Annotated in this window: 11 protein-coding genes; 3 read left to right on the top strand and 8 right to left on the bottom strand. The window is 71.9% G+C overall.

Going from position 1 to position 13,362, the window contains the following annotated elements:
• The first annotated feature begins 807 nt into the window (after nt 1-807).
• Entirely contained in the window at nt 808-2,091 is a 1,284-nt protein-coding gene (locus ACGFQC_RS02580) for an MFS transporter (RefSeq protein WP_363088129.1), read from the top strand.
• A gap of 168 nt (nt 2,092-2,259) precedes the next feature.
• Nucleotides 2,260-4,176, top strand: a complete 1,917-nt coding sequence (locus ACGFQC_RS02585; protein WP_363088128.1) for a glycosyltransferase — start codon at nt 2,260-2,262, stop codon at nt 4,174-4,176.
• An 84-nt stretch (nt 4,177-4,260) separates the two neighbouring features.
• On the opposite strand, the gene ACGFQC_RS02590 is transcribed toward ACGFQC_RS02585, so the two are convergent.
• From ACGFQC_RS02590 to ACGFQC_RS02625, 8 genes are all read right to left on the bottom strand, one after another.
• Nucleotides 4,261-5,232, bottom strand: a complete 972-nt coding sequence (locus ACGFQC_RS02590; protein ID WP_363088127.1) for a 2-oxoglutarate and iron-dependent oxygenase domain-containing protein — start codon at nt 5,230-5,232, stop codon at nt 4,261-4,263.
• A 56-nt stretch (nt 5,233-5,288) separates the two neighbouring features.
• Nucleotides 5,289-6,509 (bottom strand): galactosyltransferase-related protein, encoded by a 1,221-nt coding sequence (locus ACGFQC_RS02595; RefSeq protein ID WP_363088126.1) that lies wholly within the window; start codon nt 6,507-6,509, stop codon nt 5,289-5,291.
• Between the two features lie 56 nt (nt 6,510-6,565).
• Nucleotides 6,566-7,687 (bottom strand): VOC family protein, encoded by a 1,122-nt coding sequence (locus ACGFQC_RS02600; RefSeq protein WP_363088125.1) that lies wholly within the window; start codon nt 7,685-7,687, stop codon nt 6,566-6,568.
• Nucleotides 7,684-8,607 carry a sugar nucleotide-binding protein gene (locus ACGFQC_RS02605; RefSeq protein WP_363088124.1) on the bottom strand — a complete coding sequence of 308 codons (924 nt, stop codon included), beginning with the start codon at nt 8,605-8,607 and terminating at the stop codon, nt 7,684-7,686. The genes ACGFQC_RS02600 and ACGFQC_RS02605 overlap by 4 nt, the downstream gene beginning before the upstream one ends.
• Nucleotides 8,604-9,668, bottom strand: coding sequence for an ROK family protein (locus tag ACGFQC_RS02610; RefSeq protein WP_363088123.1), 1,065 nt, complete (start codon nt 9,666-9,668; stop codon nt 8,604-8,606). The genes ACGFQC_RS02605 and ACGFQC_RS02610 overlap by 4 nt, the downstream gene beginning before the upstream one ends.
• Nucleotides 9,665-10,783 carry a sugar phosphate nucleotidyltransferase gene (locus ACGFQC_RS02615; protein WP_363088122.1) on the bottom strand — a complete coding sequence of 373 codons (1,119 nt, stop codon included), beginning with the start codon at nt 10,781-10,783 and terminating at the stop codon, nt 9,665-9,667. The genes ACGFQC_RS02610 and ACGFQC_RS02615 overlap by 4 nt, the downstream gene beginning before the upstream one ends.
• On the bottom strand, nt 10,784-11,947 hold the full coding sequence (locus ACGFQC_RS02620; RefSeq protein ID WP_363088121.1) for a sedoheptulose 7-phosphate cyclase: 1,164 nt from the start codon (nt 11,945-11,947) through the stop codon (nt 10,784-10,786).
• A gap of 223 nt (nt 11,948-12,170) precedes the next feature.
• Nucleotides 12,171-12,524: a hypothetical protein gene (locus ACGFQC_RS02625; protein ID WP_363088120.1), complete on the bottom strand. Its 354-nt coding sequence runs from the start codon at nt 12,522-12,524 to the stop codon at nt 12,171-12,173.
• 37 nt (nt 12,525-12,561) lie between these two features.
• On the opposite strand from ACGFQC_RS02625, the gene ACGFQC_RS02630 reads away from it, so the two are divergent.
• Nucleotides 12,562-12,825 carry a hypothetical protein gene (locus tag ACGFQC_RS02630; RefSeq protein ID WP_393287597.1) on the top strand — a complete coding sequence of 88 codons (264 nt, stop codon included), beginning with the start codon at nt 12,562-12,564 and terminating at the stop codon, nt 12,823-12,825.
• The last annotated feature ends 537 nt before the right edge of the window (nt 12,826-13,362 follow it).

Consider the following 13,362-nt stretch of genomic DNA (forward strand, 5'->3'; position numbering starts at 1 on the left):
GCGTGGAGAAGGGAAAACAGGTCGGCGCTTCATGCCGGAGCATGTGTGTGACATCTTCGTAAATCTTTTGCTTACCGGGGATCGTGTACGGCGAACGGCCCACGGAGGGGATGTGCGGGAAAGCGGACCGAGGAATGCACGGAGAAACGCCACGATCGTCCCGCCGTCGCCCCTGACGGCAGGGGAGAGTCCTTCCGGGGGGTTCACTGCCGCTCGAGGAATGCGTTGTCCGGTTGACGCGCCGGTGTGCCGAGGCCTTCCGGGCGTACCGGCGGGGTCTGCGACCGGGAAGTCCTCTCGACCGCCGCGAGAAGGGCATCGTCGGAACGGAGCGTAGGGCGGAGTGCCGGTGGGCGGCAGTGGCGCCCGAAGGATTTCGCCAATCCAGTGGGCCGCGCGAGGTGACTTCCCTTGTATTCGCCAAAGGTGCCAAAAGGGCATCGCGCCCATCGGGGAGAATCGAACTGCACGCTGTGTGACCTTGAGGTGGGTACGTTCCCATGAGTGGTCCGGAAAAACCTGCAGAAAGAGTTCTGAAGAATGGCCGGAACCAATGTCTTGTGGGCTCTCGGTGGCTCGGATATGAGGGTCGGAATGATCCTTGACAGTATGTGGGGGGTGTCGTTGACTGCGGGGGACATTCGGGTGGACGGAATTCCCTTGCCCTGTCCTTCCCGTACGTCGGTGGTCGCCGAAGGCGCGTGACGGTCCGCCCGGCGACGGCGGGACCCGAAGGCGGGACGGTCCGGTCACCGGCGCCGGCACCAGGAACGGACCACCGGCGGTCCGCCGAGAGAGAGGCAGGGCGTGAACACCCAACCGCACGACCGTCGCACACTGCTGCGGGGCCGTACCGCGACCTCTCTGCTGTTCCTGCTGTTCGGTACGGCGCTGGGGGCGTGGACCAGCCGCATCCCCAGTGTGAAAGGCCATCTCGATCTCAGCGACGGCCTGCTGAGCGTGGCGCTGCTGGCGTTCGCGGCGGGAGCGATCGTCGGGATGCTGGTCCTGGGCCGGCTCGCGGACCGGTTCGGCAGCACCCGGGTGATGGTGCCGACCGCGGTGCTGGAGGGCGTCCTGCTCGTTCCGCCCGCCTACGTCGACTCCCTGGCCGCCCTGGTCGTCGCACTGTTCCTGTTCGGCCTGACCCACGGCACCCTCAACATCGCCATGAACGCCGACGCCATCCGGGTGGAGAAAGCCTGGGGACGGCCCGTCATGTCGTCGTTCCACGCCGTCTACAGCATCGGTGGCTTCCTCGGCGCCGCGGTCGGCGGATTCCTCGCCCGTCAGGGGGTGGGCCCCGGCGCCACCTTCGTCACCGTCGGCGCGGGCGTGCTCGTACTCGCCGGGTGGGCCGCGTTGTGGGCCCTGCCCGGGACCCCGCCCGCGCGGCCCGCCGAGGTCACCGCGGACAGCCCCGCGCCCGCCAAGGGCTCCGTGGTCTCCTTCGACCTGGTCTTCCTCGGTGTGCTCGCCATGTGCGCGCTGGTCGGCGAGGGCACCGCGGCCGACTGGAGCGCGGTGTACATGCACGAGAGCCTCGGCAGTTCGGACGCCGCGGCGGCCACCGCGTTCGCCGCGTTCTCCGTGGCGATGACGGTGGGCCGACTGCTCGGCGACCGGCTGGCGGCCCGGTTCGGACCGGTGCGGCTGGTGCGCGTCAGCGGTGTGGTGGCCTCCGTCGGCATGATCGCTTCCCTGCTGGTCGGGCACCCGGTGGCCGGAGTCGTCGGTTTCGCCTGCCTGGGCGCGGGCATGGCGTGCATCGCCCCGCAGGTGTACTCGGCGGCCGGTCAGCGCGACCCGGCACGGGCCGGGGCGGCGCTGTCCCTGGTGGTCAGCCTCGGCTACACCGGGTTCCTGATCGGACCCATCGTGGTCGGCGCGGTGAGCACCATGACCGGGCTGCCCACGGCCCTGGGCGTGCCCGCGCTGCTGGTGCTGTGCGTGGCCCTGGGCGCCTCCGCGGTGCGCCCCCGCGACGGCCGGGGACAGGAGACGCTCCCCTCCGCCGAAGCAGCCGAAGCAGCCGAAGCAGCCGACCGCCCTGCCGCCCCCTCCCGTTCCGGCGACACCGCGAACGGCTGAGCAGGTCCGTTCACCCTCCGGCGCTCCGTGGCAGCGTCGCTCCGATCCGCCCGTCACCTCCCCCTCCACCCCCGCCGGCGTACGGGCGGGGCCGGGTCCACACGCGTGTCCCCGGCCCCACCCGTGCGCCGGCCGCGCCGCCGCGTATTCGACGAACAGGGACGATCATTGCGCATCATCGAGTGTCACTTCGAGTTCAGCGGGTTCGACGACCACCTCGTCAAGGCCGGCACCTCCGTCTACCTGTGGAACCTGGCACGGCAGTTCAAGGCGGCCGGGCACGAGGTGGGGGCGGTGACCGCCGCCCACGGGCTGCTGCCCCTCGTCGCCGAACGGTACGAGGTCACCCCCTTGGACTGGAGCGCCCGGGAACGGATACCGGTCCGACTCGATCCCGTCCACTGGCCGGATCTCCCGCAGACGACCACTCTGGACGTCACCGCCCGCGCCCACCGCGTCACGGTGGACGGCATCGACATCGTGATGCTGAGCGGCGGGGTGCTGGACGCCTTCCCCGACAGCTTCTACCCTCCGGGCGAACTGGAGGGACGCAGCCTCGACTTCCTCAAGCCGTTGGTGTTCCAGGTGATGGCGGCCCGGTACGTGCGCGAGCGGGTCCCCGGCGGCACGGTGGTGCACCTGCACGAACCGTTCCACCACTACCTGCTGCCCGGTCTGCTGGCCGGGCACGGCTTCCACGTGGTCTCCACCGTGCAGACCAACATGGCCGTGAACACCAAGGTGTACGGGCCCCAGGTGCGCGCCGTGCTGGAGCACATGGGCGCGGACCCGTCGGTCGCGGACGGACTGGCGGACCCGCCGCTGGACTCGCGTCTGGAGCGGGCCATGCGGGCGTTCCTGCCGCGCACCCTGCTCTACCAGGACTGTCCGGAGCGCCCCGGGCACGACTACATCACCATGCTGGGTCTGGTGGTGCGGTCCGTGGCCGCCATGGACTTCCTCTCCGAAGGTCAGCTCGACCATGCCCTGACCCAGGCGGAGACGCCCTTCGAGGAACTGTTCCAGCGGCTGGCGGTCCGCCGTGAACTGCGCGCCCACGAGGACCTGCTGGTGATCGGCGGCTGCGCGATCGGCGACGAGTGGCTGCACGTGCGGCGCGACGAGGAGGTCCGCAAACGGACGCTGACCGCGCTCGGGCTGGACCCGGCCCTGCCCACCCTGTTCCACAACGCCCGGTACTCGGTGCAGCACAAGGGGCAGAAGGAACTGTTCCGGGGCGTCCGGGCGCTGCTGGACGAAGGCCGGCGGTGCAACGTGCTGCTGCACTGCCTGGCGCCGCAGCCGCCGGACGACGAGGACCTGGACGCCCTCGCCCGTGACCACGCGGACCTGGTGCGCGTCGACACCGGCCCGATGAGCAACGCCGCCATCAAGGACTGGGCGGTCTCCAGCGATTTCTGCGTGTTCCCGTCCAAGTTCGAGATGGACACCTTCCTGATGGCGATGGGCGAGGCGATGGCCAGCGGGTCGGTCCCGGTGGCCACCGCCCAGCGCGGCATGCGCCACTTCCGGCACGCCGCCGACCTGGACACACCGGGTGCCACCGGGCTGGCTCTGCCACGTTCGTTCCGGGTGGACGACCCGCTGCTGACCGAGGCGGTCCGGGCCGGCCTGGAGCGGATGCTGCGCGTGTGGCACGAGGAGCCGGAGCGGATGGCGGCTCTGCGTGCCCGCGCGGTGGAGGTGGCCCGCGGCTTCACCTGGCGGGCGGCGGCGCTGCGTTTCCTGGCCGTGTTCGAGGCGGTCCTGGCCGGCACCCGGCCGGCCGACGCGGCGCCGGCGACGCGCGGGACGCCGCAGGCCGGTGCGGAGCCGTTCGAGGCCGGTGACGGCCGGGCCGTCCGCGAGAGCGACACGGTGCGGGTGCGCTGGTCGGGGCGGGACGCCCGGCGGGTGGAGGTCGTGCCGCCCGATCCGGACGCGGACGTGGTCGCGCTGGAGCCGGACGGCGACGGCTTCGCCGGCCGGGTCCCCGTGCCCGCGGACGGCGTCCTGGTCGTCCTGGTGACCGGCGCGGACGGACGTACCAGGTGGTCGGAGCTGGCCGTGGCGGACGCCGCGTGACAGGTGTGGGGGTGGCTCGGGCCGACCGGCCCGCGCCACCCCCACACCTCGTCCGAGGACGCACCCCCACACGCACCCCACACCTCATCCGAGGGTGACGGTGACGCCCACCTTCTCCAGGATGTACGGGCCGGCCACCACGGGGCTCATGCCCTGGCCGCCGCCGACCGGGGCGGCCAGCGGAACCACTTCGGTGTCGGGGTCGGTCTCGAAGAAGCAGACCAGCGAGACCAGTTCCTCGTCCGGAGCGGTGTCGCTCGGGGCGAGGACACGGTGCCGCAGCGAACGCCAGCGGCCGTCCGTCCACAGGTTCATCAGGTCGCCGAGGTTGACCACCAGGGTGCCCTCCTCGAAGGGCGGCTTGAACCAGCCCTCCTCCTCGTTCCACACCTCCAGACCACCGACGCCCTGCTGGCGGTCGAGCAGGCTCAGGGTGCCGAAGTCGGTGTGCGGTCCGACCCGCATCTGTCCCTCCCGCACACCGCCGACGGTGCGCAGGGACGGGTACCAGTTGACGTTCTGGGTCCAGGTGGCGCGCCGCGACCTGGCGGTGAAGAAGTCCCCGGGCAGGCCGAGGACGGTGGCGAGGACCTCCAGCACCTCGTGGGCGACCCGGGTCATGTGCCCGGTGTACTCCAGCGCGGTGCTCTGCAGGGCGGGCCGCTCCGCGGGCCACTTGTTGTCCGGGTAGTAGGTCTCGTCGAAGGCGGCGTCGCCGGTGCGGTGGTCCGGTCCCACGTGGTACGCCTCGTGCAGGTCGGGGCTCCCGGACATGCCGTCCACGGCGCCCACGTCGAGTGCGCCCAGGCCGCGCCAGCCGTTGTCGTAGGGGCGGGCGACGGAGTACCGCTGCTTGGTCTCGGGGGGCAGGCCGAAGAACGCGCGGCCCTCGGTACGCATCCGCTCGGTCAGCTCCGCCGGCACACCGTGCCCGCGCAGCAGGAACAGGCCGGTCCGGCGCAGGGAGGCGTCGAGTTCGGCGGCTGTCGCCGCGCGCCGGTCCGCACCGGCCGTCGCCCATTCGGCGAGGTCCAGGACGGGAACGTGACGTGACATGGCTGTCTGCCTTTCTCACGGGAGGGAAGTCGACGGGGCCGCGGCTGGGGGCGGGCTCAGTCGGCCGGCGCGCCGGCCGGCTGCCGCAGGAAGCGCCCGGCGTCGCCGATCGGTGTGTCCGAAGGACTCCAGCTCAGTGCGGGGATGTGGGCGTTGACCAGTTCGCCGTCCTCGCGCAGCACCGCGGAGGACGGGTGGTACATGTGCAGCAGCGGGTCGTGGTAGTGGTCGAACGCGGAGTGGATGTCCATGCGGTAGGCGAAGTCGTTGTCCTCGCCGCCCCAGCCCTCGAAGCGTTCGTCCATGCCACCGATGCGGTGGAAGGCGCTGGTGCGTACCCAGACGCAGCAGCCCGGAGGCCGGCGCAGGACGAAGGCGCGCAGTCCTTCGGCGTCGCACTGGTCGTGGCCCTGCCACAACCGCTGGTCGATGGCCCGGGAGGTCGACGTCTCGTCCAGGCACCACATGTCGCGGTAGCTGAGATGGCCCATCACCCCGGGCCGCTGGAAACGGGCGGCGTTGCGGGCGACGAAGTCGCGGTCCGCGAGGGCGTCGGCGTCCAGGATGCACACGACCTCGGCGCGGCCGGGGGCGTTGACGACGCCCACGTTGACCGCCCAGGACTTGTTGAAGGTGCCCGGCTTGTACGCGAAGAGGTAGTCGTCGGTGTACGGCAGCACCGCGTCGCGCCAGCGGGGGGTCTCGTCCGTCTCCACGACCACGACCCGGTAGAAGCCGCGGGGCGCGGACTGGTCGCGCAGGGCCTGCAGACAGGCCAGCAGATTGCGCAGGCGCAGCCCGGGACCGCGGTCGCGGAAGGGGATCACCACCAGCACCTCGGGGGTGTCGTCGGCGCCGAGCCGGGGGCCGGGGGCGCGGGCGCCGAGGTCCTCGGGGGTGCGCGGGTCCTGACCGGTCGCGGTGTAGTCGCGGCCCAGGTGGTAGCCGAGGCGGGAATTGGCCTCGGCCTGCCAGGCCCGTTCGAAGAGTGCGGTCAGGGCGGGGGAGGGGCCCTGCTCCGCGGCCTTGACCAGATGCCGGGCCAGCGCGTGGTGCACACCGGGGTCCGCGGGCCGCTCCCGCAGCTCGGCGGCGAGACGGCCGACGGCCTCGTCCCCGGTCCGCCCGGCGGCCTCCACCACGGCCCTGCGGCGCTCCAGGCCGCGTTCCCAGTAGAAGACGCTGGCCTCCCGGGCCTGGGGGTCGGCGTCCACGGCGAGCGTGGTGACGACGGACGCGGCCAGCGTCTCCGGGTCGGTCGGGGTCAGGGTGTCCACGGGCGTCCTTTCCGTTGGTGGTCCGCCGTCGGTGCCGCGGCGGGACGTGGGCGCTGTCACCGGTCCCGCCACCGAAGACCGTGGGCGGCACGACGGCGCGCCGCGGTGCCGCGCTCGTAGGGGAGTTCACCGTCGGGCATGCGGACCACCTCGACGTACAGTCCGACGGCGGTGCGGACGTACACCCAGCGGTCGCCGGCGAGCGGACCCTCGTCGATGGTCTCGGGACCCCCGAGCACCTCGCAGCCGGGGTGCGCGGCCAGGTACGCGGCGGCGGCGTCGACGTCGTCGACGTACAGCGCCAGGTGGCTGCCGCCGACGTCGCTGTTGCGCGGGCGGCGGGCACGGGCACCGGGCAGGCCCTGGTAGCAGTCGAGTTCGATGTTGTCGGTGGGTCCTGCCCGCAGCGCCGACCGGTGCAGGACGCCGCCGGCCGGGACGCCGAGGGCGGCGGCGAGAGAGGGGTCGGTCAGGTCGTACGCGGTACGGCCGAGGGGCTCGGCGCCCAGCACCCGGACGAAGAAGTCCTCGGCGGCGTCCAGGTCGGCCACCCCGTAGGTGAGGTGGTCCACCCCCCGGACCGTGGGCAGGGCCCGGGGCGCGGCGGTGCCGTCGTCGCGGTTGGTCCAGGGCCCGGCGTGGGTGTGACGGCGGGCGGCGCCGGGTGCGTGGGGCGGTGTCGACCGCAGTTCGAGGGGGACGCCCAGGGGAGTGCGCACCCGGACCCAGCGCGCACCGGCCGACGGGCCGGGCACGTCCGCGGTGCGGACCGGACCGAGGGCGTGGCCGTGGCCGCGGGCGCGCAGTGCCGCCAGCGCCGCGTCGACGTCGTCGGCGTACAGGCCGAAGTGCGGGGCGCCCGGGTCGTGCGGACGGGGCGGCCGGGCGACGTGGTCGGGCGCCGTGTACCGGAAGAGTTCCAGGTTGGTGGTGGGGCCCAGGCGCACCAGGGCTATCTCGGCGGCCGCCCGGGGATGCACGTCGAGGTGCTCGCGCATCCAGTCGTCGTCGTGCGCGAGCGGGGGCAGCCGGTAGACGAGTTCGCCGCCGAGCACGTCGACCGTGTAGCCGACGGCGGCGTCCAGGTCGGGCACGGTGAGGGCGAAGTGGTCGATCCGGCGGGCGGTGGGCACACCGGCCACCGGACCGGTGACGTGCGCTGCCGTGTCCGCGCTCACGCGGTGCTCCTCTGCTGCGGGAGGACATGACGGGTGAGCAGGAGCCGGGTGGCCTCGTGGACCGGGCGCGGGCTCAGTGCCGAGGTCGCGGGGTGGGTGGCGAGCAGCTCGCTGGACAGGCAGGTGGACGGTGGCCGGTGGGCGTAGCGGCCGTCGGCGCGGGCCTCGGGGACGACCCGTGCGGCGGGCAGGCCGAGACCGGCGGCGATGTCGGCGGCCCAGTCGGCGCGGGAGACGCGGTCCGGGCCGGCCAGGTGCAGCAGCCGGGGTACGGCCGGGGCGGCGAGCAGGGCGCGGGTGGCCTCGGCGACGTCGTCGACCAGGATGGGAGTGGTCCACTGGTCGTGGGGGGCGCGTACCGTCTCGCCGGCCCGCAGCCGGTGGACGCAGGCGGCGAAGAAGTTCAGCCACTTGGGAGTGTCGGCGGCTTCCCAGCCGTAGATCAGGCTGACCCGCAGCAGGACGGCACCGGGGAGCGCGGACAGGATGTCCTCGGCCGCGAGCTTGGCGCGTCCGTAGGCGTTGGCGGGGTTGGTGGGGTCGGACTCGGTCGAGGTGACGGCGGTGCCGTCGAAGACGTTGTCGGTGGAGACGAGGACCACCCGGCGTTCGTCGGCCGCCCGGGCGACCAGGCGGGCCGCGCCGGCGTGGCCCGCCATCGCCTCCTGCGGGTGGCTCTCGCACCACGTGACGTCGGAGGGGCCGTGCACGAGGACGACGCTGTCGGCGCCGGTGCGCTCCAGGACGGCGTCGAACGCGCCGGGCACGACGACGTCCAGGGCGACCCAGGGGGGTGTGGTGGGGGCGCCGTCGTCGAAGGGCGGGGTGCGGGAGGCGAGCACGGCCTCGTGGCCGTGGAGGAGGAGGTCGCGGGCGATGGCACGGCCGACGAAGCCGCTGCCGACGATCAGGGCCTTCACCGGTCACCTCCGGTGCCCGCGGTCGCGGGCAGGGTGTGGGCGATCATCCTGGCCATGCCGATCAGGCAGTGGTCGTCGTCGGCCGCGCCCAGGGCGAGCATGTCGCGGATCTGCGGTTCGTCGATCCCGAAGCAGCCCAGGCGGGTGAGCTGGTCGCCCAGCAGGCGGATGAAGTGAGGGCCGACGGCCGTGGCGAACCCGCCGATGAAGAGGTACCGGCGGATACCGATCGCGGTGAAGACGCAGTTCACGGCCTGGGCCAGGGGCAGCAGGCAGGCGCTGAGCACCTCGGTGGCGAAGGGGTCCCCGGCGCGGACGGCCCGGGCGAGGGCCTCATTGGTGATGCCGCTCGGGTGGTGGGCCGCGGGCACGGCGAGCGCGGAGGCGGCGAAGCCGCGCGGGTCGTCGGCGGCGGCGCGGCGGGCGGCCAGCAGAACGCCGCGGCCCGAGGCGATGCCGCCGAGGTGGCCGCGTCCGCCGCATTCGCAGGGCACGGCGTCCTCGCGGGGATCGACGCGCCAGTGGCCGATCTCTCCGCCGTGTCCGGCGTCGTCGACGAGCACCTCGCCGTGCCGGAACACCTTGTGCCCGATGCCGGAGCTGACGGTGATGAGGCAGAAGGGATCGGTTTCGGTGGCGGCGTAGCGCCAGGCCGCGGCGGTGATGTCGTTGGCGACGACGACGGGGACGGGCAGCCGCCGCGCGAGGATGTCGCGGATGGGCAGCGGTGCGGCCGCGCCGCCCCACAGGGTGGGACCGGCGAGGACCGTGCCGTCCTTGGTCAGGGGCCCGGCGAAGGAGACGCCGACGGCGTCCGCGCGGGCTCCGTGCGGGGAGCGCAGGTACTGCTCCAGTTCACCGGCGAGCTGGTCGACGACCCGGTCCTGCAGGGCCTGGGGCGGCAGCGCGCGGTGGCGGTCGATGCCTTCGGTGGGTATGCGGCGCACGGACGCGGCGTCCAGAGCGCCGTCGGTGGTGCGGCCCAGGCGCAGGGTGGTGCCGCCGAGGTCGGCGACGACGTACTCGCGGGGACCGACCGTGGCCGGGGGTGCGGTGGTCACCGGCTGACACCTCCGAGGGCCGGGGCGGGTTCGCAGTGCTGCACGGTGCCGTTCTCCAGCACGATGGCGGTGGCGAGGTCGGTGCCCGCCGGGACGCGGGTGCCCGGCAGCAGGACGCAGTCGCGGACCCGGGCACCGGGTTCGACGCGTACGCCGGGATAGACCACGCACTGTTCGACGTGCCCCTCGTTGACCAGGTCGTCGGCCACGATGCTGGCGCGCACGCCTTCCCCGTGGCCGACGTACCGCCGGGGGACGTCGGGGCGGACGGTCTTCGGCAGGTCGGCCAGGGTGAGGGTGGGCGGGTCGGCGAGCAGACCGAGGTGGGCGCGGTGGTAGCGCTCGACGGTTCCGATGTCCTCCCAGTAGCCGGTGACCTCGTAACCGCGGATGCGTTCGCCGGCGGCCAGCATGGCGGGGATGACGTCCCGGCTGATGTCGTGCTGCCAGTCGGTGCCGTCGAGGCGTTCGAGGTAGCGGTGCAGGGTGGGTGCGTCGAAGACGCAGAACGCGGCGAACACCAGGTCGCTGGTGGGGTGCTGGGGCTTTTCCACGAACTCGGTGAGGTTGCCGGCCCCGTCGAAGCCCACCATGCCGAACAGGTGCACCCAGCGTCGTTCGATGCGCTGGTAGGAGACGGTCAGTGCCGCGCCGTCGGCGCGGTGCCGGCGGATCATGTCACCGTAGTCGAAGCGGTAGACGTGGTCGGCGTGCAGGACCATCACTTCGGAGGTGTCCGGGCCGAAGACGTGGGGCGCCTTGCGGATCAGGGCGTCGGCGGTGCCGCGTTCACCCGGCCAGGTCCGTTCCGGCAGGGCGTGCGGAAGCGGCCCGGTGGCTTCGCGGTATGCGGCGTCGTACGGTCCGAAGTGCACCCGGAAGCCCTCGGTGGTGCGGTTCCACACGGTGTGCAGGTCGTCCATGAGCTGCCGTTCCTCGTACTGCGACAGCAGCAGCACCTCGTGGAAGCCGGAGGCACGGGTGTTGGCGAGGCTGAAGTCGATGAGCCGGCTGGTGCCGCCGAACGGCACCAGGGGCTTGAGCCGGCCGTGTCCCAGGGGACCCATCCGGCGGCCCTCGCCACCGGCCAGCAGTACCGCGCGTACGCCGTCCACTCAGACCTCCCGGCCGGCGGAGAGGGGCGCCCGCACCGTGTGGCCGCCGATGTCGCGCAGCGCTTTGACGGCGGCGTCGAGTTCGTCGTGGGTGACGTCGTTGACGAAGCGGACGTTCCCGATGCCGTCGGGCAGCGGCAGCAGCTGCTTGCCGTCGCGGTGGCGCACCGTGTCGTCGAGGCCGTGGGTGATGAGTTCGGTGGTGCACACCGGGTGCCAGGTCGGCAGGCCGAGGTCGGCCATGACGTCGAGGACGCGGCGCAGCCCGGTCTCGTCGAGCAGGCCTCGCCGGTGGGCGAGGACGGAGCTGAGCGCCATGTCGATGCAGACCGCCTCGCCGTGCAGCAGTTCCGGCAGTGCTCTCATCTCGACGGCGGGGGAGAAGGAGTGGCCGAAGTCGACCAGGCGCTGCAGGTCGTGTTCCCAGAGGTTGGGCGCGAGTTCCTCCAGCATGCCGTCGATGGCCAGCCGCATGACCTCGGTGGCGACCCGGTCGCCGTCCGTCCCGGTGTCGGCCCGCATCCGGTCGCGGACCAGGCGGGAGCCGTGAGCGGCGAGGTGCTCGAACAGCTCGGCGTCCTTGACCATGGCCATCTTGAGGATCTCGGCGAGGCCGTTGCGCACGTGGCGGGCGCTGAGGGTGCCCAGGAACTCGCGGTCGATGAGGGTGACGGCGGAGGGGTGGTAGGTGCCCAGGCGGTTCTTGTGCTCGCGGAAGTTCACTCCGGTCTTCGCGCCGATGGCCGCGTCCACCATGCATATCAAGGTGGTGGGGACCCGGATGTAGGGGGTGGAACGGCGGTACAGGCTGGCGGCGAGGCCGACCAGGTCGGTCAGGACGCCGCCGCCGATGGCGATGACGGGCTCGCGGCGCCGGGAGACGCCGAAGGAGTCCATCGAGGAGACGATCTCGAAGACGGTCTCCATGCTCTTGACGCCTTCGTGGGCGTCGATGACGCACAGACCGTACTCGACGCGCTGGTTCTGGAAGTACGCGTGGATGCGCGGCCCGTACAGGCCGTACACGGTGCTGTCGACGACGACGAGCCGGCGTCCGGGCCGGGCCGCTTCGGGGATGCCCGCCTCGGCCAGCGCCGGATTGTCCGGATCGAGGAGCCCGGGGCTGAGGAGCACCTCGTAGGCGACTTCCTTGCTCGTGCTCACCCGCCACCTGTGCGGGGTGGCCAGGGCCGAGGGCCCGGGGTCCGGCAGTACGGCCTGTAACGCGGAATCGGACGGGAGCGTCATGTCGGTACGCCTCTTGTCTGCGTCAGGGCACCTCGGTGCCGACTGGGGAGTGCCGAGGAAACGGTCACGACACGCACCGTTCCACGGTGAACGGCGGTCCTGGCACCTCGTGAATGTCGGGCGGAGTGGGGGTGGGACGCTACACGCCGGGCGGGGCCGTGGCGGCTGCCGTGCGGCTGCCGAGCAGGCGCCACCAGGTGAGCGAGATGCTGTCGGGGTCCAGGCAGGGGGGCTGTGCCATGGACCGCTGGGCCTCGCGGAACGCGGCAACGGTCACGGCGATGTCGTCCGACTCGACGGTGAACAGGGCGAGATGAGTCCCGTCGTCGGCGGACTCCGCGTCCGGGCCGGCCAGCGGGGCGCACCGTTCGGCGGTGACGAATCCGGGCACCCGCAGGACCTCGTCGAGGTGGAAGTCGTCGTACCAGCGGTGATACTCAGCCTCCCGCCCCGGTGCCGGACGGGTGCTGACGATCAGCAGGAACCTCACCACTTTGCCTCTTTCGGGAAACGCCGGCCTGCGGTGTCTTGTGACGATCGTCGTCGGCCCACCGGGAAGTTCGGTGAAACCCTGTGACGCGGATTCCGATCCGAATCGTCGGTTCCGTACCGCGACGGTCCTGCCGGTTACAGTCCTTGCGCTGTTCGCAGAAGTGAATTCCATGGGTGACGGGATCGCTGATGGATCTTCGCGTCAATTCATTCAAGACAATGCCGCAGTCAATAGTCAAGAACGGAACCGTCGTATTTCAGCCAGCCCTCTCCGGGTGGTGAAGGTTGAACCAACGGTGTGACCACATCCTTCTCCGGGTCGCCCTGGTAAAGGTGCAGGACGGAGCGCCTACGGAGGTTTGGCCGATATGAAATCCCCGTATCGTTCATTCCTCGAACGAGGGCCACCATGCTCGTTTGTGATGGTTCGACAGGTCGAACAAATTCGCCTGGCATATTTCAGCCACTCATCCCCGGAAGCGTTGCGCAGGGTCGTGAGAATGGCTTTGACTGCTGGTGGGGCGGACTCAGGGGCAAGGGAGCCCGTCGAACGCGTCGAACCGTCCGCACCCCTTCCGTGGTGACCGCCCCGACTCGGCGGTTCGAACGGCATGCCCGCGTCCCGTCCGGTCGGCAGTCGGAGATCGTCCCCCTCTTCAGGGGCGCAACCGCGGCCGGCGCGGTGGCGGAGACATGCGCCGAGTCGGAAGACGTCGGACGTGCACAGAGGAGCGAAACATTTCGCAGAACCGTCCCGCAGGGGCTCACTGCCCCCTTCGGTATCCACTCGCCCCGCTCTCGGGTGGGGGCGGCCAGAACTTTCTGACGGGGAATCGTTC

Origin of the sequence: Streptomyces sp. NPDC048734 (genome assembly GCF_043198675.1) — a bacterium.
GTDB lineage: Bacteria > Actinomycetota > Actinomycetes > Streptomycetales > Streptomycetaceae > Streptomyces.

What these genes read in the sequence shown, in the direction of transcription:
- ACGFQC_RS02590 (WP_363088127.1), bottom strand. Translation starts at nt 5,232, where the DNA reads ATGTCACGTCACGTTCCCGTCCTGGACCTCGCCGAATGGGCGACGGCC.